Source organism: Providencia sp. PROV267, assembly GCF_028477825.1.
In the GTDB taxonomy this organism is placed as follows: Bacteria; Pseudomonadota; Gammaproteobacteria; order Enterobacterales; family Enterobacteriaceae; genus Providencia; species Providencia stuartii.
Window position 1 is genome coordinate 20,368 of record NZ_JAMPLX010000017.1, and the last position, 25,916, is coordinate 46,283.

Here is a 25,916-nt window from a genome sequence, read left to right on the forward strand (position 1 = left end):
CAAGCTATTAGTATATCAGCTTTATTGAATATTAAAGGGGATAAGGTAGTGATGGTTGTCACCACCTTATCAAGCAAAATATCAGGTTCGTTTATGCTCAAATACGCTTAACGGCGTCGAGCAATAGAAACACTGAATATGCCCCAGTTATCAATTAACTGATTAAGTTTTTCGAATCCAGCTTCGTCGACAAGTGCGTCCATTTCACCTTGGCTCCGGCAACGCATCACCCATGCTTGTCCACCTTGGTGACTTGGTAAGACGCGAGCGATCATTTCAACCTGAGGGTGCCAAGGTTGGCAGGTGTAGATAAGTAGGCCACCAGAAGGGATCGCCTGAGATAAACCACTCAGTGAAGCTCGAATCAGGTCATTACTTGGGAAAAGTTCGTATAAACCACTTACGATACCAAGTGTAGGGGCTGGCGTTATGGAAGCTAAGTCATTCGTATCAAAGGCATTGCCTTCTTCAAAACGCACTTTATCTTCAAGATAGCGCTCTTTAATATGTGAACGACCTTGCTCAACATTGACAGGGCTATAGTCTCGCAGTAAGACGGACTCCACTTTGCCATAGTCATTAATAGCGTCGAAGACGTAACGACCTTGTCCGGCGGCTATATCGACAATACGCACTGGCTGGTGTTGTTCAGTTAGCTCACGAATAGCTTGTCGAATGATATTTTCGATGTTGGTTTTACGTTGGCGGATCCCTTGCCAGCCGATGCTATTGAGGTATTGCCTATCAATGATTCGGCCAAATAACCCTTTACCTTGTGCTTTATCACGGTAAATGTAGTCAAGGGTCGACCCAGAGTCAAAACCTTTGTCATAACCAATGCGAACACCTTCTGAAGCCTTGCCTAGTGTACTCATAGAACGGCTAAGTAGCTTATAACCAAGGTTTTTAGGGCACCATGCAGGCAGAGGTTGCGTTAGCTCGCGATAAGCGTCTGCACTCACGCTCCAAGTATCTTCATATTGGTAATCATGTTGATAGCGAGGAACTGAGAATAGTTTGCCAATGAATTCACGGATTTTGGCAATAGGGATATGGCGCTCTTTTTCACCCAGTGTATCGTGATAGAAGCCAGGTAAAATATGTTTCTCTTTAATGGGAGTATTAAGGCGCTCATAAAATTGATGCTGTGGTTTATGGTGTACCACATGATCACTACCAGAAATAAACAGTTGTGTTGGGAGGGTAATCGCACCTGCATCAGCCACTATTCTATCAGCAGTTTTGTACAGTTCGAGCAGGATATTAACTGCAATAGGGCGCGTAATTAATGGGTCACGGTTGAATGAGGCTATGCGGCTTTGGTCGTGAGTTAGGAATTTAGCTTTCACATATGAGTTAACATAAAACAGACCCCGCATTTTTTGCATCAAAGCAAGTCCTGTGCGCGCAAATGGTACATACAACTTAACTTTAAAAGCTGGGGATGCTAATACCATCCCTCTAATAGGAGGGGCATAGTCATGTACCCAAGCAGAGACTAACACGGCACCAACGCTTTGACCAATGACGATAATATTTGCTAATGGTATTTGGTACTGGGATGACACATAACGTACAAATTCATCCACATCATGAATAGAGGTGCCAAGGGATGGGCTATAACCACGAGGGCCATCATTTCTGCCATGGCCTCGGGCATCCCATGCGAACATGGCGTAGTCAGGCAAGTCTAACTCATCGACAAGATGAGCAACGCGTCCTGAGTGTTCGTGGCCGCGGTGAAATAGAATAATGGCTTTATCTGTTGATTGTTCTGTTGGCCAGTAACGATAAAACAGCGGGGTACGGTCACTGGTGATAAACTGAGATTCAATGACAGGACGTTGAGTTAAATAGTCTGTCTGAGCGTTCATAATGGTTCCTTATGATGATCCGTTTGTGTATTAAGCTCACTTAAGGCCTTACGGATACGGTTGTAGCAGGTGTAAAACAGCAACAATGAAAGGACAATAAAAATAGCAGTAAACCAGTTAGAAGAAGTGATTTGGGGAAAGAGTGCGACTAATAGCCCAAAAGTACCGAAAATAAATGCACGGTCACTCTTACCGATAGGGCCATCATAGCGACGTGAAGCGCCAATAGCTTGTGCGATAACCCCAATAAACTCTGTTAATAATGACAAGAAAAGGATCAGTAAAATCCATCCAAAATCATGAGGGAACAACAAAACAAAAGGGATATACAAGGCCATATCGGAGATAACATCCCCCGTTTCATTTAATATTGCACCGAGATGACTTTTTTGGTGATGTTCACGTGCGAGCATACCGTCAATGGCGTTCAGCGCCATGCGAATAAATAAAACAAAGGGTAATAAAATAAACAGGTGTGGGTTAGGAAAAATAAATAGCAGTGCTCCGATCAAAATAGATAATAGCATTGCAGCCAATGTTACCTGATTTGCTGTCACGCCTGCGTCATAAAGCTTTTGTACGATAGGCCGTAGCAGGTTCTGAAATTTAGGTTTCAGATCATAAATTGTCATTTATTCATCCTTGCAAATTACAACCATAATGGTGCAAATATAGCGTATATGAATACGCGATTATTTTTTAGCTGCAATAAGAGCTATCCTAAGTTAGATTTCTCTCTTGTGATGATAACCTGTGTTCGTGGATATTACCTTTCTATAATATATTGATTGTAAATGAATAATTCATTATCGTAAAATTAAGTGTTTATTTATTGTTCATTTACTTTTATGTTTCGTAATTGTAATAAATTAATTAAGTCGATTTTATAAAGTAATAGAAAATTTTAATCAAAAAGTGAATCAATAACGTCATTCGGCGTAAAAAGAATGCTCAAGTGGCGTATAAAAATCATCCATTGCAGAAATAATAGTATCGCCGATCTGGATATCATGAGTGTTGAATATCGAAAGTAAAAAAACATCTTAAAATAAGATGTTTTCTGTAATAAAACAGTTTCTATTGGGATGAGATTATTTAAACAAGTTGTTCTTCAACGCGATATCTATTGGCAATATTCAACCTCATCCGTTTAAATTGGCTTGGGGTCATTGTCGTCATTTCTTTAAATTTCCGACAAAATGCACTGTGATCAGCATAAGCACATTTTATGGATATTTCAGTAATCGAATAATCTTCTTCGAGTAATTCAATCGCATGTTCAAGACGTTTTTTTTGAATATATTGTTGGGGAGTTATGTGGAATATGGCTTTAAATTGGCGATTTAGTTGGGATAAAGACAAGCCCGATATATCTGCAAGAGTGGTTATTTTTATTGGCATATCAAAGTGTTCGCTAATAAATTGTTCCACCTGACCCAACTGCTTGTTTAATTTTTGACTGACCGACTTTACATCTTGCAAATCTACCGAAATCCCAGCCACACCAATCACTTGGTTATGTGTATTGAAGATAGGAACTTTGGTTGTGACGCACCAACCTAATATGCCTGCTTTATATAAATGCAATTCTAATTTGTTAATGACGCTGATCTTTTTTTGCATCACCAGATAATCCTGAGAGCTATAACTGCGACCTAACTCATGATGAAAAATATCTTCGGCTCGCTTCCCAATGACATCGTTAGTCGTAGCCATTTTACAGCGTTTGGCTAGGTTCTCATTAGCAAGAAGATATTTAGCATTACGATCTTTAACAAAAAAAGTGACATTCGGTAATGTGTTAATTAATGGCATGACCAGCCCGAGGTGATTTAAAAGTATTTCAATATTATCAACGGGAAACAGCATATTTTCCTGACTAATTAATAGCAGCTTATTTAAATTAATCATGCGGCCTCCAACAAGTTCAACAAATATGATTAGTTCTCTGAAATATTTTTATATTGTGCCGAATTGCGCATCAGTGAGCACGAAAGATATCAAGATTCTTTAACAAAAATCAAGCATTCTGTTAACAATTAAAGTGAGCAGAGGATGCAATATGCACAAGCGCTATACACAAATTGAGGTAATTGATTCACATACGGCGGGTGAACCAACTCGATTAGTTATTGATGGTTTTCCTGATCTTGGTAATGGCTCTATGGCATCTCGTTTACAGCGTTTAAGGCACGAGCATGACCTATGGCGTACCACCACCATATTAGAGCCACGAGGCAGTGACATTTTAGTCGGTGCGCTACTTTGCAAACCTCAAAATCCACAAGCCACTGCGGGCGTCATCTTTTTTAATAACGAAGGATATTTAGGCATGTGTGGGCATGGCACGATTGGCCTTATTGCTTCGTTAGCTTACCTAGGAACAATTACGGTTGGCGAACATACCATTGAAACGCCAGTGGGTGATGTTCAGGCGACATTGCACCCAGACGGCAGTGTCAGTATCCAAAATGTTTACTCTTATCGCTACCGCAAATCGGTCGCGGTGAAGGTTCCTGACGTGGGAATGGTGACGGGGGATATTGCTTGGGGAGGAAATTGGTTCTTTCTGGTTGAGCAATCACCGGTAGAGATCCATCACCGCAATACCAAGGCGTTGACTGAAACGTGCTTAAAAATAAAAGCGGCCTTAGTTGAACAACATATTTATGGCAAAGATGACCAAGAAATTGACCACATTGAACTTTTTGCTGCGTCTTCACAGGCCGATAGCCAAAGTTTTGTGTTATGCCCAGGAGGGGCTTATGACCGTTCACCTTGTGGAACAGGCACGAGTGCCAAACTCGCGTGTTTAGCCGCTGATGGCAAGTTAAACGAAGGGGCAATTTGGCGTCAAGCGAGTGTCATCGGTAGCCAATTTGAAGCCAGTTATCTCTGGGCTGATGGGAATGGCATTATCCCAACCATTCGAGGTACGGCCTATATCAGTGGGCGTAATACCTTGCTTATCGATGAAGCCGATCCATTTCGTTGGGGGATCACGGTGTCGTGAGAGGTTGATATGGATAAGAAACGTTCAGTGATTGTTATCGGTGGCGGCATTATTGGCTTAAGTATCGCGCTGACATTACAAGCGGATGGAACAGATGTTTTGCTGGTCGAGAAAGAGCAGGTCGGCGCTGGAGCATCAATGGGGAATGCTGGACATATCGCGACGGAGCAAGTTTTCCCTGTAGCTGACCCATCAATTTTAAAATCGATTCCTGCGATGTTGTTTGATCCTCTAGGGGCACTGCGTCTCGATTGGCGTTATTTATTGCCATTGACGCCTTGGTTACTACGTTTGTTGGGAAATATGCGACATAAACCCTTTCAACGTATTCATCATGCGTTATCCACAATTAATGGTGCATCACTGGCTGCGTGGCAAGCGTTCAGCGATGACTGGCAACTGGCTGATCTTGTAAAAATTCAAGGTTCACTGCTGGTGGCAGAGAGGGAAGCTTCCTATGAAAAACTGCAAAAGCAAGGTGAGTACCTCAACTCCATAGGAGTGAAAAATCAACTATTAACTCAGGCACAACTATTGGCACGAGAGCCTGCTTTGGCTGGTAATCAATTAGGTGGGCTTTATTACCCAGATACGGGGCATGTCGTAGATCTCAATGCACTACATACTCAATTAACAAATCACTTTTTGAGATTGGGGGGTGAGTTACTTTCTCAGTGTGAAGTTACGGGCATTCATACCACTTCAGGTAATACAGTGCGCCTGACAACCTCACAAGGACAATTGGCGGCGCAGCGAGTAGTGATTTCAGGAGGCGCATTTTCTAAATCATTGGTCAAGATGGTTTGCCGCATACGTGTTCCACTTGAAACAGAGCGTGGCTATCACCTTATGTTGCCTAAAGAGGCAAGTAGGTTAAGCGTTCCTGTTTCAAGTATCGATAGGCGCTTTATCATGACGCCCATGAAAGGTGGATTGCGCCTTGCGGGTACGGTTGAATATGCGGGATTGAAACGTCCAGCCAATATGCAACGTGCTCGACACTTTATTCCTCTAGCTGATCCCATGCTTAACACACCGCTAAATAGCGAGCAAGCAACTGAATGGATGGGATTTAGACCGACTCTCTCAGATTCGTTGCCAGTGATTGATAAAAAAGGACCTTATATTTTTGCCTTTGGTCATCAACACTTAGGTCTAACTCAAGCGGCCATCACGGCAAAAATTGTACATAGCTTATTCAAAGAACAGCCGACACCGATCGATTGTTCACCTTATTCCATTGAACGATTTATATAAAAGTTAAGGAGATTTCACATGAATTTTCACGGCATTATTGTTCCAATTGTGACGCCATTTCACAGTGATTTTTCATTAAATGTTAGTGGGCTAGCACAATTAACTGAAACCTTAATTGAACAAGGTGTATCAGGACTTGTTGTGTGTGGCACGACTGGGGAGTATTACGCATTAAACGAGAAAGAGCGTGAAGTGGTGCTGACTACCGTGAGTAAAGTCGCCAAAGGGCGAGTTACCTTGATTGCAGGGATTAATGACCTATCGACAGAAGGGGCGATTAAGCGTGCAGAGCAAGCGGTTTCATTAGGTTATGAAGGCTTGATGTTAGCACCGCCACCATACAGTTTACCGGATCAGCAAGGGGTAATTGCGCATTATGAGCAGGTTGCTTCAGCAACACCATTACCCATCATCATGTATAACTTCCCTGCGCGTATTGGGATCGAAATCGAATACGACACTGTCATACACCTATCTAAGGTGAAAAATATTGTTGCGATTAAAGAAAGTAGTGGTGATTTCAGCCGAGCGCTACGTTTATTACAAACTCAATTCGACAATTTTGAGGTGATTTGTGGCTGTGATGATCAGCCTGTCGATTTCTTTTTTTGGGGCGCGAAAAGTTGGATTGCGGGGGCTGGAAATGTATTCCCAGCAGAGCAAGTGGCAATTTATCAGGCCGCACAGCAAGGGGATTGGTCTACGGCGAAACGGATCATGTCAGAAATTTACCCTGCAATTTATTCGATGGAATCTGGGGATTATAACCAAAAAGCCAAAGCGGGTTGTATCAAGGGTACTGTCGATGTTGGGCCAGTTAGAATGCCACTTTCCAATATTTCACCGCAACAACAACGTGAATTTCTCGCCTTGATAAAATAAGGAAAAACGCCATGAAAGTGACCAAAGAAGCAGTATTTGAGCGAGCTCGTTCAGGTTTATTGTGGGCGGGTAACTTGATAGAAAACTACCAAGGGAGCAATGAAAAATTAGAAACCAGAACGCCTATTGATGACAGCATTATTGGATTTATTGCCGATGGTGATGCTCAAGATGTCGATGCCGCAGTTTCAGTGGCAAGAAAAACCTTTAGTGATGGCTGTTGGCAAGGTTTGTCGCCGCAAGAGCGCAAACAAGTCATGCTGCGTTGGGCACAGTTGATTGAGTTACATCAGGAAGAGCTTGCTGCATTAGATTGTGTTGATGCGGGTAAGCCAATCACAGAATGCTTAAATACAGATATGCCAGCGACCATTGAAACTTTTTATTGGTATGCCGAAGCACTGGACAAAATGTTTGGAAAAGTTGCGCCGACAGGTCATCAGGCGTTGGGGTTGATTGTACATGAGCCAATAGGTGTTGTGGGGGCTGTTTTACCGTGGAATTTCCCCGCACAAATGTTTGCATGGAAAGTTGCTCCAGCGTTAGCTGCGGGGAACTCAGTGATTGTAAAGCCCGCGGAGCTGACCTCATTGAGTGCTTACCGAATGGTTGAATTGGCTTATGAAGCTGGGGTGCCAAAAGGTGCTCTGAGCTTAATTTGCGGATTAGGGGAAAAAGTGGGTGAGGCGATAGGTCGACATAGGGATATCGATATTGTCTCTTTTACCGGTTCGACTGAGGTGGGGCGGTTATTCCTTAAATACTCTGCTGAAAGTAACTTAAAAGAGATCGTGTTGGAGTGTGGCGGGAAAAGCCCGCAAGTGGTCTTTGAAGATGCCGATCTTGATGCTGCTGTGCCTCATATTCTATCAGCCGCTTTCTGGAATATGAGTGAAAATTGCAGTTGCGGCTCTCGCCTAATTGTTCATGAAAGTGTCCGTCAAAAGCTATTAGATAAACTCGTTGCAGCATTAGCCGAGTGGAAAGTTGGCGATCCCATGGATGAAACTGTCTCCATTGGGCCAATGGTTGAAAAAGCTCACTTTGAGAAAGTGAAGTCATTTATTGATCTTTCTGTGAAACAGGGCGCAAACATTGTTGCAGGTGGAAAAATCCACAGTGAAATGGGCAGTGGTTGGTACATTGAGCCGACAATATTCGATAACGTCACTCCAGAGATGTCATTATTCCAAAATGAGGTTTTTGGACCCTTACTTGCCGTGTCAACGTTTGCAACAGAAGAAGAAGCGATTGCCCTCGCTAATAATACTCACTATGGGTTAGCGGCCTCATTCTATAGTCAAAATATCCATCGAGTGATGAAAGTTGCTCGGCAAATTAATGCAGGCACAGTGTCGGTGAATGGATTTAGTGAAGGTAATATCACGACGCCTTTTGGTGGCTTTAAGCAGTCAGGCTTTGGCGGCAAAGATAACGGATTAGAAGCTTTCGAACAATATACTCAAACAAAAGTCATTTGGATGATTAATCATTAATTTATTCACAACCTGAACAGCGTTAAGTTCAGGTTTTTTTATCCCTACAAATACATAATGACAATAACGAAGGAGTACTCATATGGAAGCCATCGTTAACACACTCGTTGGATACATTTGGGGCAACGCATTAGTGATTTTATCGCTCGGTGTCGGGCTCTATTTTACATTAGCTACACGCGGTGTTCAGTTTCGCTATTTGATTAAAATGGTCTGTTTGCTCAAAGAAAATAAATCATCAAAAGAGGGCATATCTTCATTCCAAGCTTTTTGTCTTGCGCTATCAGGGCGGGTAGGTGTAGGTAATATTGCTGGTGTGGCTACTGCCATTGCGGCGGGCGGGCCAGGGGCGATATTTTGGATGGTAGTGATGGGGCTTTTAGGTGGTGCTAGTGCATTTATTGAATCGACACTCGCTCAGATCTATAAGCAACGCTCCGATGGGCAATACCGAGGTGGCTCGCCTTACTATATCGAAAAAGGGTTAAAACTAAAGCCATTTGCGATTATTGTCGCTGCCGTGATCTGTCTATCTTACGGTGTGTTAGTGCCGGGGATCCAAGCGAATACCATTGCTGACTCTTTCCAAACGTCTTTCAACATTCCGCCTATCGTTACAGGTGTGATTATTACCTTATTGATGGCGTGGTTGATTTTCGGTGGTGTTAAGCGTATTGCCAGTGCTGCCGATAAAATCGTTCCTCTGATGGCGGTCGCTTATATTGTCATGATGGTGATAATTTTAGGTAGCCATTATGACAAAGTACCTGCCATGTTTAGCCTAATCTTTCGGAGCGCTTTAGGGATGGATGCCGTTTTTGGTGGCATCGTCGGTACCGCGGTTTCGTGGGGTGTTCGACGCGCTGTATTTTCTAATGTCGCGGGTGCGGGGGAGGCCACGTTTAGTTCGGCGGCGGCTGAAGTGAGTCATCCGGCGAAGCAGGGGTTGATTCAAGCGTTCTCAATCTATATTGATACTCTTGTGGTGTGCACGGCTTCAGGGCTCATGATCCTAGTCACCAATATGTACAATGTTTTTCCCGATGGAGGAGCAACGGCGCTGATTGAACATGTCCCGGGAGTGGCTGCAGGAACTGCGTGGACACAAATGGCCGTCTCAACAGTATTTGAATCAACGGGCTCTGGTTTTGTCTCAATTGCCGTGTTTTTATTCGCATTTACCACCTTGATGGCATATTACTATATCGCAGAGACAACCATTGTTTATCTAGACCGTCAACTCAAATATCCCATTCTCAAGTTGGTCCTAAAAATGGTCTTTTTGCTTATTCTGTTTATGGGGAGTGTGCAGTCCGTTAGCATGATGTGGAGCCTTGGTGATATTGGGTTTGGTAGTATGAGTTATCTTAACTTAATCGCGATAGTCTTTTTATCTAAACCAGCACTTCGCGCACTACGTGACTATGAACGCCAAGAAAAATTGGGAATCGATCCGGTTTTCGACCCGAAAGTCGCGGGCGTTGAAAATGCACAATTATGGGAAGAGATCAGTCGCGAATATCAATCGCAAACACAATCACCACAACATAAACAGATTGGAAAATTAACCGAAGAGCAGGAATAACATAAGAGGGCATTGATTTGATTAAAAATGGCGGTGAGGGAGGGATTCGAACCCTCGATACGTTGCCGTATACACACTTTCCAGGCGTGCTCCTTCAGCCTCTCGGACACCTCACCGTATTTTTAAATGCAGGTTGCTAACAAACGATATAACTTGTGTTGCAACGGGGCGCTACTATAGGGAAAAGCCGGGCTTGCGTCAACTCCCTATTTGCGCTTTTTACAGTTTTACTGCTTGTTTAGTTAAATATAAAACAATTTGGTTATTATCTAATCTTGAATGGTGAATCTGTGATCGACTTAAACTTCAAGTATTAATTATAAAATTCGTTAGCGGCTTAACAAAATGCTCATCATAACATTCATCAACCGTTGTATTCGCTTGAAAATGAGACATTTTCGGCACACTCTGTTGTAAACATAAGAGGAGTTGTCATGAATATTCTATTTTATCATCCATTTTTTGATGCTAATGAGTGGATCGACGGCATGAAAGCTAGACTTCCACAAGCCAATATTCGTCAATGGGTTAGGGGCGATAAACAAAGTGCCGATTATGCTATGGTTTGGCTCCCTCCTTATGAATGTCTAGCAGGGCGAAAAGATCTGAAAGGTATATTTGCGTTGGGGGCGGGTGTTGACGCCATTTTGAAGCAAGAGCATGAGAACCCAGGAACATTACCTGCTGGCGTGCCTTTAATGCGCTTAGAAGACACGGGCATGGCATTACAAATGGAAGAGTATGCGATGGCGAAAGTCCTCTATTACTTTCGTCGAATGGATGAATACCGCCAATTTCAATCGCAACGTCAATGGAAACCGTTGCCAGCCTATCGCCATGATGAGTTTGTCGTCGGAGTAATGGGGGCTGGTGCATTGGGGCAAGCGGTGGCTAAAAGGCTCGTGGAATTTGGTTTTCATGTGAGAACGTGGAGCCGAAGTGCAAAACAGCTCAACAACGTAAAGAGCTATTATGGACAAGAACAGCTAGGGGAGTTTCTGCAAGGTACACGGGTGATTATTAATTTATTGCCAAGTACCCCCCAAACAGTCGGAATTTTGAATCAAAGCTTATTTAGTCAGTTACAAAAAAATGCCTTTATTATTAACCTTGCTCGTGGCTCGCATCTTATTGAACAAGACTTGTTGGCAGCATTAGAGTCGGGGCAAGTTGCAGGTGCCTCTTTGGACGTATTTGCCAGTGAACCTTTACCACAAATGCATCCTTTTTGGACACACCCGCGCGTTGCGATTACACCCCATATTGCCGCGATTACACTACCGCAAGAAGCGATGGACATGATCAGCAGCAATATTCAACGCATTGAAAATGGGCAAACACCTGTCGGGATTGTTGATATGCAACGCGGTTATTAAGGTATACTTATTTTATTTCAGGTTGCAGCTTGGTTGATGGCACTGCTTTATATTCTTCATGCCATCATTTCTTATCCTTGCTGCGCCTCAAATGACTTAGAGTATGCTGGTGATAAGCCACCGTATAATGCGAAAACAGGAACCTGACATGAACGAATTTTCGATCGTCTGCCGTATTTTGGGAACACTCTTTCAGCGCTCCCCCGATGATAGTGTGGTAAAGCCATTACTGGATATGATAGCCCAAGATAAATTAAAGGCATCTTGGCCATTGGAGCAAGATGAGTATTGGGCGCGCATGGCAAAATCGGTTGATATGGCAGCGATTACCGCCGACTATCAAACGTTATTTGGTGGAGAAACACCTGCGGTTTCGGTGTTTGCCCATGATTATGATGATGAAATCGCGGAAGCGGAAATCCGTGAATTTCTTGTTGAGAGGGGGATGGCTCTGACAAACGCGAGAACCGATGCCTTTGGTGCGCTCTTATTGGCGGCATCTTGGCTTGAGGATCAAGCGGCAGAAGATGAAACAGCGGCGCAAATTGAGCTATTTGATAGCTTTATATTGAGTTGGTATGGTGCATTTCTAGGCAAAATGGAAGCTCATGCGACAACGGCATTTTATCGTACGCTGGCGCAAATTGCGCGTGATGCAGTGATTGCATTACGTGATGAATTAGAGTCAGAGTGACAGCGTCACTTTTGGTGTAATAAAATCCGCCTCTAAGCGAACCTTGTCAATGTAAATTGGCTATCAGAAAAACGAGGTAAGCCACTTAAGAGGCTTTTGTATTGGTATTAAGTATAACGCGTAGCATTTTGATAAACGCGTATATAGGTAGATAAAGAAAAGGCAACGTCTAAAAACGTTGCCTTTTGTGCTGTTTTCAATCGAAAATTTTTATGGATGTTAGTCAACTAAAGGAATAACGAGCTTGCCTGGTTTGATTTCAAGCCCTTTTGCTAATTTTTTAGCCGTTGCCTCAGCTGCACTATTTTCTGGATTCAACACATAAACCGGTTGTGTCTCAAAAAAGGTTTCTAATGAACTGTTGAGGTATGGGATCACGGCAGCAATAGCGGTATCCATACTCTCAGGAGTGACAGTGTATTGGCTGATGTTCAGCTCTTTTAAGTAAATGGCGCCTGCTTGAGCGTCAAAATAAGGGCGAGCCGTTAGGGTAAGCGCTATTTTGGCCTCGGCTTTACCTAATAAAGTATCTAAGTTGACTGCGGCATCCCCCGTTAAGGCGATTTTCCCCGGCTCACTGCGACCAATTTCTGATTTCAAGTTGGTTAATTGGATGTCTGCATCCGCGACGCCAGAAATACCAACTTTATTGTTATATTTAACTTTATTTGCAAGATACTGATTAACCGTATTTTCGCTAATCGAAAATTCAGTAAGTTGGCTACAGCCAGTGAGTAAAGTCAAACAGCCAATCAGAGCCGCCAATATAAATTGTTTCATAAACACTCCTTTTACAGTAACTTGACTATCTTATCCTATAATTATGGTTAATTGGCCTTTTACCCACATTTTTGTTAGTTAAAGTTTAAATTTATGGGCGTGTAGAGTCTAAATATCTCCGTTATTAACCACTTAACATGGCAGATTCAATTTTCTTACGGTTAAATTGTTTATGCAGTGCCCAAAGAGTGATGAAACCAATTACACCTAATAAAAACCACGGTAATTGTGGCAGATCCCATTGGTGACCAATATCGTACATCCAACCTCCACCAGTGTAGCCAACAGCACCTCCTAAAGCTAATCCTAAGCGGCTAAACCCCATATAACTACCGCGTGCACGTGGATCTGCCAGTGAAGCACTTAATGTTTCTCGTGCAGGATCGGCGGTTACAGTGCCTAAATAAAATAAGCATATTAATCCAAATAAAACAGGTAAAGAGCTCGTCATACCGATAGGAAACATGCTTAAACTCATTAAAAACAATCCAGCCATTAAACGCTGCTCAAGGCGAAAATATTTTTCACTCCAACGGGCGATGGGATAAAGTAACGTTAATGAAATAACGGCTTCAATGGCATACATCCATTTCACTGCGGTTGGCGTGCCTGCGATTTCATTCACAACAATAGGGAACATCAGCATAACCTGTACAGAGAGCATAAAATAACCAGCTAACGTGACCACATAGGTCACAAAACGGGTATCTTTGAGTACTCGGCTCATACCTTCTTTGATTGGTGTTCTTACCGTTGAAATACGGTAGGCCGGGAGTAGCCAAGCATTACAAATAGCGGCAAGTACAAAGACGGCCGCGCCAGCCCAACAGACATAATGGAAATCGTATTGCAATAACCAACTACCAATCAGTGCACCAATAACGGCGCCCGCGCTGTCTTGCATGAGCAGCAGAGAATAAAAGCGTCCACGCTCATAAGGCCTTGTTAGCTTAATAACTAATGCGGTTCTTGGAGGATCAAATAGTGTTCCACCTAATGCTGACAAGACACAGGAGAGCCACAACACCCAAGGGTCATTGGCAATTGCCATGAGCACAAAGCCACAGGCTCGCAATAGCATCCCTATGACTATCATTGGCTTAGCGCCAAAGCGGTCTGCAATAGCACCACCAAAGATCCCAAGTCCTTGCTGAACAAATTGTCTCAGACCTAAAGCAAAGCCAACAATGACGGCGGCCCAACCTAGCTGGTCAACAAAGCGAATAGAGATCAATGGAAACACGACAAAAAAACCGAGAACAACCAGCATGTTGTCTAGGAGTAAAAAATATTTGCCTAGACTTCTTGCCTGTGACACCTGCGCCATGACACACCATCGTAAAAAATAATAAAGAGGGAAGGATTCTTAATGTTTCTCATCAATAATATCAGTAGAATAGAAAGGGGAAGATGATATTTTTTTATCGTTATACCTAATGGTTATTGATAATGTGTTTTTATCCTTATGCCATCTCTGGCGATTTAATTTTTAAAAGGGTTAACGATGTTTGGTTATCGGACAAATGAACCAAAAGTGCGTCTTGTGACAGAAAGGATGGTTGTACGGTTAGCATATGAGCGTGACGGCTATCGATTAGCGGATTACTACAGCGAAAACAGAGAATTTTTGAAACCTTGGGAGCCAACCCGAGACAGTTCACATTTCAATCCATCAAGCTGGAATAGTCGCTTACATTTAATGACCGAGCTGCATCGTCAGGGAAACGCCTATCATTTTTTACTCTTAGACAGTCAAGAAAATGAAGTGATGGGTGTGGCGAATTTCAGTAATGTATTGCGTGGTGCTTTTCATGCGTGCTATCTAGGCTACTCATTAGGTGAAAAGTGGCAGGGGCAAGGGTTGATGTATGAAGCCCTTTCACAAGCTATCCGTTATATGCAAAAACATCAAGGGATGCACCGCATTATGGCTAATTACATGCCACACAATTTGCGTAGCGGTAACCTTTTGGCTCGTCTCGGTTTTGAGCGAGAAGGGTATGCCAAACAATATTTGCAGATTGACGGCCAGTGGCGTGACCATGTACTTACGGCGTTAACCGATGCAAATTGGAAACCGGTGAAACCCTAATTAACGGTATACGCCTAATAATTCGAGTGCAGCGTATCAAAATTATCAGCTTGCTGCTCTCGGACTCGGGCAAGTAACCTCTGATTTTATCATCCAATCATAGTCAGTCATGCTCCACGCTGATAAACTGGCATAATTGTTTTCTTTTAGTCTACCTATCATGAATTTATTAAAATCATTAGCAGCGATAAGCTCTATGACTATGATGTCTCGGGTTCTTGGATTTATCCGTGACGCAATTATCGCTCGGGTATTTGGTGCAGGGGCAGCTGCGGACGCCTTTTTTGTCGCCTTCAAATTACCTAATTTATTACGCCGTATTTTTGCAGAAGGGGCGTTCTCACAAGCATTCGTGCCAATACTGGCGGAATATAAAAACCAACAAGGCGATGAAGCAACTCGTACTTTTGTGGCGTATATTTCGGGGATGCTTACCCTCGCACTAGCGATTGTCACCGTGATCGGTATGATTGCCGCTCCTTGGATTATCTATGTGACGGCACCGGGCTTTGCTGCCGATGCCGATAAGTTTGCATTAACCACAGACCTATTGCGGGTCACCTTTCCTTATATCTTTTTAATCTCACTCGCGTCGTTAGCTGGTGCAATTTTAAATACATGGAATCGTTTTTCGGTTCCTGCGTTTGCGCCAACGTTGTTGAATGTGAGTATGATTTTCTTTGCAGCATTTGCGGCGCCTTACTTTGATCCCCCCGTAATGTCATTAGCTTGGGCCGTGATTGTGGGGGGGATTTTGCAACTGGTGTATCAACTCCCGCATTTGAAAAAGATCGGCATGTTAGTTCTGCCACGGATCTCTTTTCGCGATAGTGGTGTTTGGCGAGTAATGAAAATGATGGGGCCTGCCATTATTGGGGTATCTGTTAGCCAAATTTCGTTGATTATCAATACTATTTTCGCATCATTTCTGCAATCTGGCTCAGTGTCTTGGATGTATTATGCGGATAGGTTGATGGAGTTGCCATCAGGGGTGCTGGGTGTTGCATTAGGAACCATTTTGTTACCTTCACTATCGAAAAGTTTTACTAGTGGTAACCATCAAGAATATCGTCATTTAATGGATTGGGGCTTACGCCTCTGTTTATTGCTCGCCTTGCCTTGCGCGATTGGTTTAGCGATCCTTTCGGAAGCGCTTACCGTATCGCTGTTCCAGTATGATAAGTTTACAGCTCATGACTCATTGATGACGCAATACGCATTAATGGCCTATTGTGTAGGGCTGACAGGGATGATCCTAGTGAAAATTTTGGCGCCAGGGTTCTATTCACGTCAGGACATTAAAACACCAGTTAAAATCGCTATTGTCACATTAATTCTAACTCAGTTAATGAACTTAGCATTTATTGGGCCAATGAAGCATGCCGGATTAGCACTGTCGATTGGTTTAGCAGCGTGTTTTAACGCGGGTGTCCTTTATTGGCAATTACGTAAGCAAGAAATTTTCAAACCACTTGCCGGTTGGCGAGGTTTTATTTTTAAACTCGTCATTGCCCTTATCGTGATGTCAGCGGTTCTGTTTGGTGTATTGCACTTTATGCCAGAATGGCAAGAAGGCAATATGGCCATGCGTTTATTGCGCTTAATTTTTGTGGTGATTATTGGTGCTGGGAGCTATTTCGCCGCGCTATTCGCTTTAGGTTTCCGCCCAAGAGATTTTAAAAAGCAGAGTATTTAAGCCACAATAAATAACTGAAACGCCCCATTGGGGCGTTCAGAAATTCTTATTGTAGCAATTTTCTCACTACCCATTTGCTTGGCAATAGTATTAGGCATACACAAAGCGCTTAAGTAGCGCCTTATGCCACCCGCAGTATTTAACAGGTTGTTAAAATTTTGTCAGTAATGACAGGGCCATTTGAGCTGGATTATTAGTCAAATAGTCCTGTAATAATCCATTCATTGGAAGATCATGTACGTCGAGTCTTGGCCTTTCCCCATGGGGTAGCGATACATGCCACCTTGCCACGGCTTTGCCGATCAATATAACAGCAGGATTAACAGGGGGATTATTGGCTCGTATGTCTCAACGTAATAAAAAAATGACCATTGCACTTAACTATATATCGGGGATAGCGCTGGTATTGATTGGTTTAATACTTCTATATGATAATTTCATTTTCAAGAGATGAATTTAAGGTTAAATGTGTCAAAACAGTATCGGCATCTTTGCCTGACTATAATGATACATTTAACCAGAGAAAAATAATTACTAACACTTGCTGTAAAAAACGTCATAACAGCTGGTAAGAAGCTTCGTGAAAATTTTAAAGAGAGGGGCTTTCGTCTAATAAATAATATCGCTGATTCATATAATGAGGCCGCTTTTTATTACGGTATTGGAGGGGCATGCTATTTCGTCTCTCAGCTCTAACGCTCATATTGAAATAAGGCGGTCTAAAGAGCACGAAAAAAATTTCCTGAAATTGAGTCGACAGAAACAATAAACCCTATGCACAGCATAGGGTTTATTATCAATATGACACTTAGATATCAGCTTACATACGTTCGACGGTATCGATCCCTAAAGTATCCAACCCAGCTTTTAATGTCTTCTGGGTCAATAACGCTAATTTTAAGCGGCTTTGGCGCTGAGCTTCATCTTCGGCGCTTAAAATAGGACAGTGTTCATAGAAGCTTGAGAACAGGCCGGCTAAATCATAAAGGTAAGCGCACATAACATGTGGCGTACCATCACGTGCGACCATCAAGATGGTTTCTTCAAATTGCATCAAACGTGTAGCAAGTGCAATTTCACGTGGGTCTTGTAACACGATAGGCAGTGTGAGATCCGCTTGTGTCACGTTTGCTTTTTTGAAGATTGAGGCGACACGCGTATAAGCATATTGCATATACGGTGCGGTATTACCTTCGAAAGCTAACATGTTATCCCAATCAAAAATATAATCCGTTGTACGGCTTTTTGATAAGTCTGCATATTTCACTGAACCAATACCGACAACATTTGCAACGTTGTTTAACTCATCTTCTGGCATATCGGGGTTTTTGCTGCGGATGAGTACTTGCGCACGTTCAATCGCTTCATCTAATAAGTCAGAGAGGCGAACAGTACCGCCTGAGCGAGTTTTAAAAGGCTTGCCATCTTTACCGAGCATCATACCAAACATGTGATGTTCGAGAGACATTGATTCTGGGATATAACCGGCTTTACGTACGATTGTCCATGCCTGCATCAAGTGTTGGTGCTGACGTGAATCAATATAGTAAAGTGCACGGTCAGCATGCAGTACTTCATGACGATATTTTGCACAAGCGATATCTGTTGTCGTATATAAGAAGCCGCCATCTTTTTTCTGGACAATAACGCCCATAGGCTCGCCTTCTTTAGTTTTAAATTCGTCAAGATAAACGACAGTAGCACCTTCGCTTTCTACTGCGAGCCCTTTGGCTTTCAAGTCAGCGACAATCCCAGGCAGCATATCGTTATATAAACTTTCGCCCATGACGTCATCTTCAGTTAACGTCACGTTCAAGCGACGATAGGTTTCTTGGTTTTGCTGCATGGTGATATCAACCAGTTTACGCCACATTTTACGGCAGTACTCATCACCTGATTGCAATTTAACCACGTAACCTCTTGCGCGCTCAGCGAATACTTCATCGCTGTCATAGTGTTGTTTTGCTTCGCGGTAAAACTCCTCGAGATCTGCCAATGCCATGTCACTTGCATTTTCATTTTGCATTTTTTCGAGGTAAGCGATCAGCATACCAAATTGCGTACCCCAGTCACCAACATGGTTAGCACGGATCACTTTATGCCCTAAAAACTCTAAAGTACGTGCGGCAGCATCACCGATAATTGTCGAACGCAAATGGCCTACGTGCATCTGCTTGGCCACGTTTGGCGCGGAATAGTCGATGACGATAGTTTCTGATTTAACAGAGGATAGGCCAAGGCGATCACAGGTTAATGCTTGTTCCACTTGTGTGGTGAGCCAGCTTGGCTCAAGGAAAATATTGATAAAACCCGGCCCTGCGATTTCTACCTTGCTTGCAATACCTTCAAGATCTAAATGGCTGACAATCTGCTCGGCCAGTTGTCGGGGATTGATGCCCATTTTTTTAGCAGCGCCCATTACACCGTTGGCTTGATAGTCACCAAACTGCGCTTTCGCTGATTGACGCACAAGGGCATCACTGCCTTCTGGAGCTCCCGCTGCCTGCATTGCAGCACTGATTTTATCTGAAAGAATAGCCTGAATATTCACCGGATTACCTTAAATAACGAACCATAGTTATCGCATTGTGCCATCACATGCGTAGAACTAAAAGAAAGAAGAGAAAATTCGGCAGGTTTTATACCATATTTTAAGGGAGTCGTGCTACAGTCTGGCAGTTTTATTCACGGTATAGCTGTCATATTTCAATAGCGTTGATAACACAACAGACGAAAAATTGAGAGTATATCGCGAATGCGAAGAGATAAACGGTGTTTAGAAAAGAGTGTGTTGAATGACTGAATTTGCCAATGTGCCTGAACTGCAAGATCTATGGAACACGTTGCCTGAGTTTGAGCAAAAATTAACGCAAATGGCTAAAGTATTAGCTTTATCCTTAAACGATCACCTGATAGACCATGTTTCTGTCCGTTGTCATCATAATGAAACAGCAGAGCGCTGGCGGAAAGGCCTCCACCAATGCGGTCAGTTACTGTCTGAAAATGAAATTAACGGGCGTCCGATCTGTTTATTCGAGTTGAACAAACCATTAATAATCGCATCTCAACAGGTTTATGTGGTCGAATTGCCTTTTCCAAAAGGAAAAATGTACCCACAAGAGACATGGGAGCACGTTGAGATGGTCATTAATGTCGCCCCAGAACAGCTAGAGCAGAGTGCATTGGCATTACTGCCACATCCGCTTCCAGAAGGCTACAGCTTGAAAATGAGTCAACCGAAAGGGCAGTTAGAAAGATTGCCTAATCCGACATTAGCAGTGACAAATGGGATAATTACTTTGAAATATCACCCTTACGCGCTGAAACAGATTATTGAAAGCGAAAAATAAGTGATGCAATTAACGTTATTACGAACAATTCGTAAAAAACTGTTAATGGTGTGATGTTAATCCGGTAACGTTCAAAAATTAGTGGCATCATTAATCGAATGTTAACGATTAACAAGTTCCTTTAAGTTATTAATTAGATGTTAAAGCAACGCTTTAATCCTACGTTTTGGAGGTGGTCATGGCAAAATTGGAAATTTGCTGTTTCGGTATCGAATGTGCACAAGTTGCACAAGAATACGGCGCTGATCGTATTGAATTATGCTCCGGTGCAGCAGATGGCGGCCTGACACCAAGTTATGGCTATCTAAAATTAGCAAGCGAAAAACTTCATATCCCCGTTCATCCTATTATTCGTCCGCGCGGAGGCGATTTTTGCTATAACACGAATGAATTTGAAGTAATCTGTGAAGATCTGCGGATGGTGAAAGAGATGGGCTTCCCAGGGGCAGTTATCGGAATCCTCGATACCGAAGGGCGTATCGATATCGACCGCATGGCGGTATTGATGGAAATAGCAACGGGAATGAATATCACGTTTCACCGTGCATTCGATATGTGCGTGAATCCCTTATTAGCCTTTGAACAACTAAAAAGTTTAGGGGTTGCTCGTATTCTTACATCGGGGCAGCAGCAGAATGCAGAGTTGGGGTTACCGTTACTTAAAGAGTTAAACGAAAAAAGTATTGAAATTAACGGCCCAGTGATTATGGCTGGTGCAGGGGTTAGGCTGGCTAATTTAAGTAAGTTTATGGAAATAGGGCTGGTAGAATTACACAGTTCGGCGGGGAAATCAGTTCCGTCAAGTATGAGTTATCGTAAAGCAGGGGTGACGATGGCATCAAACAGTGAAAATGATGAATTTACTCATTACTGCGTTGATGGGCCAACCGTTGAAGCGATGAAAGATTTTATTTCGATCACTGAAAAGATTTCAGCATAAAAACGAAATTATTCAATAATAATTAATAAAAAGGGAGAGTTTTATCTCTCTTTTTATTTTGGGTCATGTAATCAATACAGAAAAGAGATAGTAAGTAATAAATCGTTCAATATAGCCTTTTACCCATAAAACAGTATTCAAAGTCATTTTAGAGATCATGCTAAATAAGAATTAAATGATAAGGCAATATCGATAAGATATTAAAAAGGGGAATAGTTTCGCGCTTTAAAGAGAACAGTTATATGCTGTTTTTCTCGAGGTAATAAGGCATAAGAAACCGCGTATAAGATAATCTTCTTTATCCATAAATACACGTAAATTGATTGGGCCGTTATAGAAAATAAGATAATAACGTGCCCAATAAAATTACCTTGAACTAGGATTTGGCTGGAAAAACAGCGTTTGCATAAGAAACACCATTTTCTAGGATCTCAATTGCCAATGGTAGCAGCTTTGAGGGTTTTTCACCGTTATCTTCAGTCGTATAATTTCCTAATACAACGAGGTTCTTATCTTTTTCAGCCCCATGGATATATTTTACGACGGAATTTTTTATAGGCTCTAACTCATAGATCTTTTGATTCAGTATGGAAGCAAAATAGACATCATCACCTTTTTTATAGGCAACAACAGTAACCAAACGTCCTTCTGTTGAGTCAACGACCTTGAGTGTTTCAGGGCTTAATTCATTGTCGTAAATCTCTTTTGCTCTATTAATGAGATGAGCTCTCACTCGATTACCGACTGATGAATCGTTAATATAGTTTTCGATTTGAGCTAACCCATTCATATTATCTATAAACGCTTTATTTTGAAGGTTCTGCGCTTTAATACCACCCTCATAACCGCCGTGCTCACAAACTAAGGCAGGAAAGCTGTCTTTACGAATGCGATTGCCAACACGAACAGAGTTAATTGCGATATCGTCACCGATATAGACTTCACTAATAAATGGCCTAAACCCCATAAATTCATTTTGATTATTCTTTGCATTAAACTCACCACAAACGATGGCTTCATCGGCATTCCTATGAACAACAATATCTTTATATTGTATTGAGTCAGGATCAGGATAATGTGTGGCAATCTCTTTTTTTATTGCAGTATGAATTTTATTTTCTGGGGGGGAGCAAGCGAATAAGAGAAAAGAGAGAGGAAAAATAAAAAAATGGTGCAGTTTCATGATCGTATCCAAATGAGTCTGTCATTAATAAAGGCTAACCGCTATTTAAATTTTTGTATAAGTATATTATATCAATAAATATTGAGAGATAAAATGTTTGCAGGGTTTGATAAATGTATTATTACTATTTGGGCAACTACAGATTTAAAAATACGGAGAATAAATTGAGAAAAGAATAAGAGTGAAACAAGTCACCCTTATTCGATGATTTTAGGGTTTACGTGCAACGAGGATAGCGCGTAATGGAGCAGGGTAACCTTCGATGGTTTTTGTTGAGTCATTAGGGTCTAGAAATTCTGCTAATGAATCCGTTTTCATCCACTCAGTACGGCGCTGCTCTTCAACTGTGGTGACGGCTTGGTCAACGATCCGCACATCGACAAAACCACATTTTTCTAACCAAACTTTAAGCATTTTAGCCGATGGAATAAAGTAAACGTTACGCATTTGTGCATAACGGTCACCGGGTACTAAGCATTGGAACTCATCCCCTTCAACAACTAAGCTTTCTAAAATTAGTTCGCCTTCACTGACTAATTGATTTTTTAGCTGCCATAAGTGGTCAAGAGGAGAACGACGATGATAGAGCACTCCCATTGAAAATACGCTATCAAAGGCATTAAGTGCGGGGAGCTGTTCGATGCCTAATGGTAATAAATGAGCGCGTTGGTCATCGCCCAGTAATTTCCTAACCGCTTCAAATTGGCAAAGAAACAGTTGTGTAGGATCAATCCCGACGACAAATGAGGCGCCTTCGCCTAACATGCGCCACATGTGGTAACCACTACCACAACCCACATCAAGGATCATTTTATCCTTTAAAGGGGAGATGTGAGGTAAAACCCGATCCCATTTCCAATCAGAGCGCCATTCCGTATCGATATTGATACCGTATAGAGAGAAAGGGCCTTTACGCCAGGGTTTTAATTGCTCAAGAATACTATTAAGACGGCGAGTTTCCCCTGCGGATAATTCAGGGTCACGTATCGCAGTTACGCTATTTTTTAAATCGAGTTGGGTGGGGGTCATGATGGGTAAATTTTCTAACATTTTTTCCCATGATTTGAATCCACCGTGTAATTGCGAGTTTTTCCACTCGCTAAGTTGAGCGGGTAATGTTTCAAGCCAATGACTTAAAGGGCCTGTTGCAATTTGCTGATAAAAGCGCCCGAAATCAATCATAACTGTGCCTCTTTAAGTGCTAATAAGGAGCCAAAGTTAAAGCATTGGAACCATACTTCACAATGCGTAAAGCCGGCTTGTTTTAACCGTAACTTATGTGTTTCAACAGAGTCGGTCAGCATAACATTTTCTAACATGCTGCGTTTCTGGCTGATTTCTAATTCGCTATAACCATTTGCACGTTTAAAATCATGATGCATATTGAATAACAATTCACCAATCTCTTTGTCTTCAAAATTGAATTTTTCTGACAGTACAAGGATACCGCCGGGTTTGAGGCCTTGATAAATTTTAGTTAATAGCTGTTGGCGGTCATTAGGATTAAGGAACTGCAACGTAAAATTGAGTACCACCATCGATGCATTTTCAATAGGGATATCGCGAATATCACCTTCGATAACCTCGACGGGCGTTGCGGCTTTGTAAGCGTCAATATGACGACGGCAACGTTCAACCATTGCAGGTGAATTATCGACAGCAATGATTTGGCAATGTTGCGCGGTAATATTGCGGCGAATTGACAGCGTTGCTGCTCCCAATGAGCAACCAAGATCATAGACACGGCTGTTTTCGGTGACAAAGCGCCCAGCTAGCATCCCAATCATCGTGATAATGTTTGAATAACCCGGCACCGAGCGCTGGATCATATCGGGAAAGACTTCGGCAACTTTTTCATCGAATTGCCAATCACCTAAGTTGGCAATCGGAGCGCTAAAGAGGCTGTCTTTATTGTTGGATTCCTGACTTGACATAAGATCTGTGTATGTAAAACAAAAGTAGTTGCGGATTGTAGCAGAAAAGGCGCGTAACCTGAAAATCAATCAGTCAAAACAGCAATAAAAGTTTTACGACACTTAAATAAAGTGCCGCGTTGATAATAAAAATTAAAGATTGAAGGAAAAAATTTGGATCCAAGGTAGGTAATAGATATTGGCGATAACCATCAATGTCATGGCAATATAGGTTGCCGCCATGCCTGAGCGACGATAAGAGATATCATGATTTTTCAGGCCATAAGAGTGGAGTATACGCCCTGCGATTAAAACTAAGCCACATAAGTGGATCATCCAAACCTGCGCGCCGTTCATCTCCATAAAAAGCAATAATATCAAAGCAATGGGGATGTACTCTATAGCGTTACCATGAGCGCGAATCGCTGTTTGTAGCTCATAGAAACCCCCATCACCATAAGATACTCGATATTGATTTCTGAGCTTCACAACATTCAACGATAGTTTAAGTAGTAACAAAGCGCCCAGTACAGCATACAGAGAGCTGACCATTTATTCACTCCATTGCTTAACCAAATTGATTCACTGATTGATTAAAACTATTCACTATATTAATAGATATTAGTAAAATTTACTAATAGTATAATGTCTAATTAGTTTACCCTTAAATTAAGGCTCCACAACAACGTAATCTGTTGGTGATTAACTTAATTAATTAGGCCATCTTGTTGTAATTTCGCCATAATGATCGCAGCAGTGGCTGAACATTTTGCTAGGTCATGGCTATCAAACCAAGCAAGCTCCGCAATTTCTGCGGCAGGGCGAGGGGTACCATTATAATGCGCAAAATAGCAACGAATACGTACCTGAGTTCCATCTTGTTTACCATCAGCAGCGCCAATAAATTCATCATAAAATTGAAGAGAATCTTTATGTAAGGTTAAGGTTAACTCTTCTTCAATTTCTCGACATAAGGCTTGTTCATCACTTTCGTTAGGTTCGCGCTTTCCGCCCGGAATATAGAAGAGTGTCTTATTATGAGAACGAACCATTGCTACTTTGCGGTCAACAAGTGTAATTAAGCCTAACTTATCGATAATTTTATTGTCCATTGCCTTTAACTCTTTGTTTTAAGTGTTGGGGCCACTATGATGTGATGTTAATAATATTACTCAAATATAATGAAAACAATGGGTTTTGTATGGTTCCCCATTAGTAGACAGAATCATGGTCCACTAATGGGTAATATAAAATTTTATATGAATTATTTGGCTTTATTAATAATTTCAACTAACTCATATCTGACATTTGGGGCATCAGCAGGCGGATTAGCAACGTCAAATTGTTTGACTTTCAAAGTGTATTGGTAGCCTGGTTCATATTCAAACCCTTGGATATTGCCATAAAAAAATTCCCACTCGGCATTTGGGGCTTGTTTGACTTTCATACATTTCATGGGGGCAACACCAACGCAATCAGCCAATGTTGAATCAATATAAAAAGTTTTTGTGTTATCAGCAGGTTTCACGGTTTGGCAGCCTACAAGCAGTAGAAATAGAGAAGAAACGAAGAGACTTTTTTTCATCGGATGGCCTTATATGCAGTTCAAATAAGTATGATTATAATAAATAACAGCAGGTAATTATTCTTAAATCAATTCAAATTGAACAATTATTTTGCTCGTATGCAGTTAAATAGGTTTTTGTTTGTTATCACATTCATCGTCGTGCAGTGATGAGCTAGAATAACCCTATTATCTATTTTGTTTGAAAATTAAGCATCATT

General features: G+C 42.0%; 23 protein-coding genes and 1 tRNA gene. 11 read left to right on the forward strand and 13 right to left on the reverse strand.

What is annotated here, in order from left to right:
• Window positions 1–107: 107 nt before the first annotated feature.
• The 3 genes from PR709_RS11740 to PR709_RS11750 all read right to left on the reverse strand — a co-directional run bounded on the left by PR709_RS11740 (window position 108) and on the right by PR709_RS11750 (window position 3,785).
• Window positions 108–1,874 carry a bifunctional alpha/beta hydrolase/class I SAM-dependent methyltransferase gene (locus PR709_RS11740; protein ID WP_053110883.1) on the reverse strand — a complete coding sequence of 589 codons (1,767 nt, stop codon included), beginning with the start codon at window positions 1,872–1,874 and terminating at the stop codon, window positions 108–110.
• Window positions 1,871–2,506, reverse strand: a complete 636-nt coding sequence (locus tag PR709_RS11745) for a CDP-alcohol phosphatidyltransferase family protein (RefSeq protein WP_004919403.1) — start codon at window positions 2,504–2,506, stop codon at window positions 1,871–1,873. The genes PR709_RS11740 and PR709_RS11745 overlap by 4 nt, the downstream gene beginning before the upstream one ends.
• A gap of 463 nt (window positions 2,507–2,969) precedes the next feature.
• Window positions 2,970–3,785 carry a helix-turn-helix domain-containing protein gene (locus tag PR709_RS11750; protein WP_004919404.1) on the reverse strand — a complete coding sequence of 272 codons (816 nt, stop codon included), beginning with the start codon at window positions 3,783–3,785 and terminating at the stop codon, window positions 2,970–2,972.
• A gap of 151 nt (window positions 3,786–3,936) precedes the next feature.
• On the opposite strand from PR709_RS11750, the gene PR709_RS11755 reads away from it, so the two are divergent.
• The 5 genes from PR709_RS11755 (at window position 3,937) to PR709_RS11775 (ending at window position 10,107) form a co-directional block, all read left to right on the forward strand.
• Window positions 3,937–4,887, forward strand: a complete 951-nt coding sequence (locus PR709_RS11755; protein ID WP_004919407.1) for a 4-hydroxyproline epimerase — start codon at window positions 3,937–3,939, stop codon at window positions 4,885–4,887.
• Between the two features lie 9 nt (window positions 4,888–4,896).
• Window positions 4,897–6,144, forward strand: a complete 1,248-nt coding sequence (locus tag PR709_RS11760; protein WP_004919408.1) for an NAD(P)/FAD-dependent oxidoreductase — start codon at window positions 4,897–4,899, stop codon at window positions 6,142–6,144.
• Between the two features lie 18 nt (window positions 6,145–6,162).
• Entirely contained in the window at window positions 6,163–7,026 is an 864-nt protein-coding gene (gene dapA / locus PR709_RS11765; protein ID WP_004919411.1) for a 4-hydroxy-tetrahydrodipicolinate synthase, read from the forward strand.
• Window positions 7,027–7,037: 11 nt separating this feature from the next.
• Complete coding sequence (locus PR709_RS11770; RefSeq protein ID WP_004919412.1) at window positions 7,038–8,522, forward strand: aldehyde dehydrogenase; 1,485 nt, start codon at window positions 7,038–7,040, stop codon at window positions 8,520–8,522.
• A gap of 82 nt (window positions 8,523–8,604) precedes the next feature.
• Window positions 8,605–10,107: an alanine/glycine:cation symporter family protein gene (locus tag PR709_RS11775; RefSeq protein ID WP_004919417.1), complete on the forward strand. Its 1,503-nt coding sequence runs from the start codon at window positions 8,605–8,607 to the stop codon at window positions 10,105–10,107.
• A gap of 28 nt (window positions 10,108–10,135) precedes the next feature.
• Here PR709_RS11775 and PR709_RS11780 read toward each other — a convergent pair.
• Window positions 10,136–10,223, reverse strand: a tRNA-Ser gene (locus PR709_RS11780).
• Window positions 10,224–10,541: 318 nt separating this feature from the next.
• Here PR709_RS11780 and ghrA point away from each other — a divergent pair.
• Window positions 10,542–11,483, forward strand: a complete 942-nt coding sequence (gene ghrA, locus PR709_RS11785) for a glyoxylate/hydroxypyruvate reductase GhrA (protein WP_004919418.1) — start codon at window positions 10,542–10,544, stop codon at window positions 11,481–11,483.
• A 148-nt stretch (window positions 11,484–11,631) separates the two neighbouring features.
• A complete protein-coding gene (locus tag PR709_RS11790) occupies window positions 11,632–12,177 on the forward strand; it encodes a TorD/DmsD family molecular chaperone (RefSeq protein ID WP_014658284.1) in 546 nt (181 codons plus the stop codon).
• A gap of 219 nt (window positions 12,178–12,396) precedes the next feature.
• Here the strand turns inward: PR709_RS11790 and PR709_RS11795 are convergent, their stop codons facing one another.
• Together PR709_RS11795 and mdtH are read right to left on the reverse strand one after the other, a co-directional pair.
• On the reverse strand, window positions 12,397–12,957 hold the full coding sequence (locus PR709_RS11795; protein ID WP_004919424.1) for a lipoprotein: 561 nt from the start codon (window positions 12,955–12,957) through the stop codon (window positions 12,397–12,399).
• Window positions 12,958–13,081: 124 nt separating this feature from the next.
• Window positions 13,082–14,284 carry a multidrug efflux MFS transporter MdtH gene (gene mdtH / locus PR709_RS11800; protein WP_004919425.1) on the reverse strand — a complete coding sequence of 401 codons (1,203 nt, stop codon included), beginning with the start codon at window positions 14,282–14,284 and terminating at the stop codon, window positions 13,082–13,084.
• Window positions 14,285–14,461: 177 nt separating this feature from the next.
• Between mdtH and rimJ the strand changes: the two genes are divergently transcribed.
• On the forward strand, window positions 14,462–15,049 hold the full coding sequence (gene rimJ, locus PR709_RS11805; protein ID WP_004919428.1) for a ribosomal protein S5-alanine N-acetyltransferase: 588 nt from the start codon (window positions 14,462–14,464) through the stop codon (window positions 15,047–15,049).
• A gap of 160 nt (window positions 15,050–15,209) precedes the next feature.
• A complete protein-coding gene (murJ, locus tag PR709_RS11810) occupies window positions 15,210–16,745 on the forward strand; it encodes a murein biosynthesis integral membrane protein MurJ (RefSeq protein WP_004919431.1) in 1,536 nt (511 codons plus the stop codon).
• Window positions 16,746–17,565: 820 nt separating this feature from the next.
• On the opposite strand, the gene argS is transcribed toward murJ, so the two are convergent.
• Window positions 17,566–19,296, reverse strand: coding sequence for an arginine--tRNA ligase (argS, locus tag PR709_RS11815; protein ID WP_004919432.1), 1,731 nt, complete (start codon window positions 19,294–19,296; stop codon window positions 17,566–17,568).
• 244 nt (window positions 19,297–19,540) lie between these two features.
• Here argS and PR709_RS11820 point away from each other — a divergent pair, with 244 nt between their 5' ends.
• Entirely contained in the window at window positions 19,541–20,095 is a 555-nt protein-coding gene (locus PR709_RS11820; RefSeq protein ID WP_004919436.1) for a VOC family protein, read from the forward strand.
• 178 nt (window positions 20,096–20,273) lie between these two features.
• The gene (cutC, locus tag PR709_RS11825; RefSeq protein WP_004919437.1) at window positions 20,274–21,035 is read left to right on the forward strand and encodes a copper homeostasis protein CutC; all 762 of its coding nucleotides are present in this window, start codon (window positions 20,274–20,276) and stop codon (window positions 21,033–21,035) included.
• A 376-nt stretch (window positions 21,036–21,411) separates the two neighbouring features.
• Here the strand turns inward: cutC and PR709_RS11830 are convergent, their stop codons facing one another.
• The 6 genes from PR709_RS11830 to PR709_RS11855 form a co-directional block, all read right to left on the reverse strand.
• The gene (locus PR709_RS11830) at window positions 21,412–22,218 is read right to left on the reverse strand and encodes a hypothetical protein (protein WP_004919438.1); all 807 of its coding nucleotides are present in this window, start codon (window positions 22,216–22,218) and stop codon (window positions 21,412–21,414) included.
• A gap of 210 nt (window positions 22,219–22,428) precedes the next feature.
• Window positions 22,429–23,400, reverse strand: a complete 972-nt coding sequence (gene cmoB / locus PR709_RS11835; RefSeq protein ID WP_004919439.1) for a tRNA 5-methoxyuridine(34)/uridine 5-oxyacetic acid(34) synthase CmoB — start codon at window positions 23,398–23,400, stop codon at window positions 22,429–22,431.
• The gene (cmoA, locus tag PR709_RS11840) at window positions 23,397–24,152 is read right to left on the reverse strand and encodes a carboxy-S-adenosyl-L-methionine synthase CmoA (RefSeq protein WP_004919440.1); all 756 of its coding nucleotides are present in this window, start codon (window positions 24,150–24,152) and stop codon (window positions 23,397–23,399) included. The genes cmoB and cmoA overlap by 4 nt, the downstream gene beginning before the upstream one ends.
• A 132-nt stretch (window positions 24,153–24,284) precedes the next feature.
• Complete coding sequence (locus tag PR709_RS11845; protein WP_004919441.1) at window positions 24,285–24,683, reverse strand: MAPEG family protein; 399 nt, start codon at window positions 24,681–24,683, stop codon at window positions 24,285–24,287.
• Between the two features lie 155 nt (window positions 24,684–24,838).
• The gene (locus PR709_RS11850) at window positions 24,839–25,243 is read right to left on the reverse strand and encodes an NUDIX hydrolase (RefSeq protein ID WP_004919442.1); all 405 of its coding nucleotides are present in this window, start codon (window positions 25,241–25,243) and stop codon (window positions 24,839–24,841) included.
• A gap of 152 nt (window positions 25,244–25,395) precedes the next feature.
• Entirely contained in the window at window positions 25,396–25,716 is a 321-nt protein-coding gene (locus tag PR709_RS11855) for a DUF4377 domain-containing protein (protein ID WP_004919443.1), read from the reverse strand.
• Between the last annotated feature and the right edge of the window lie 200 nt (window positions 25,717–25,916).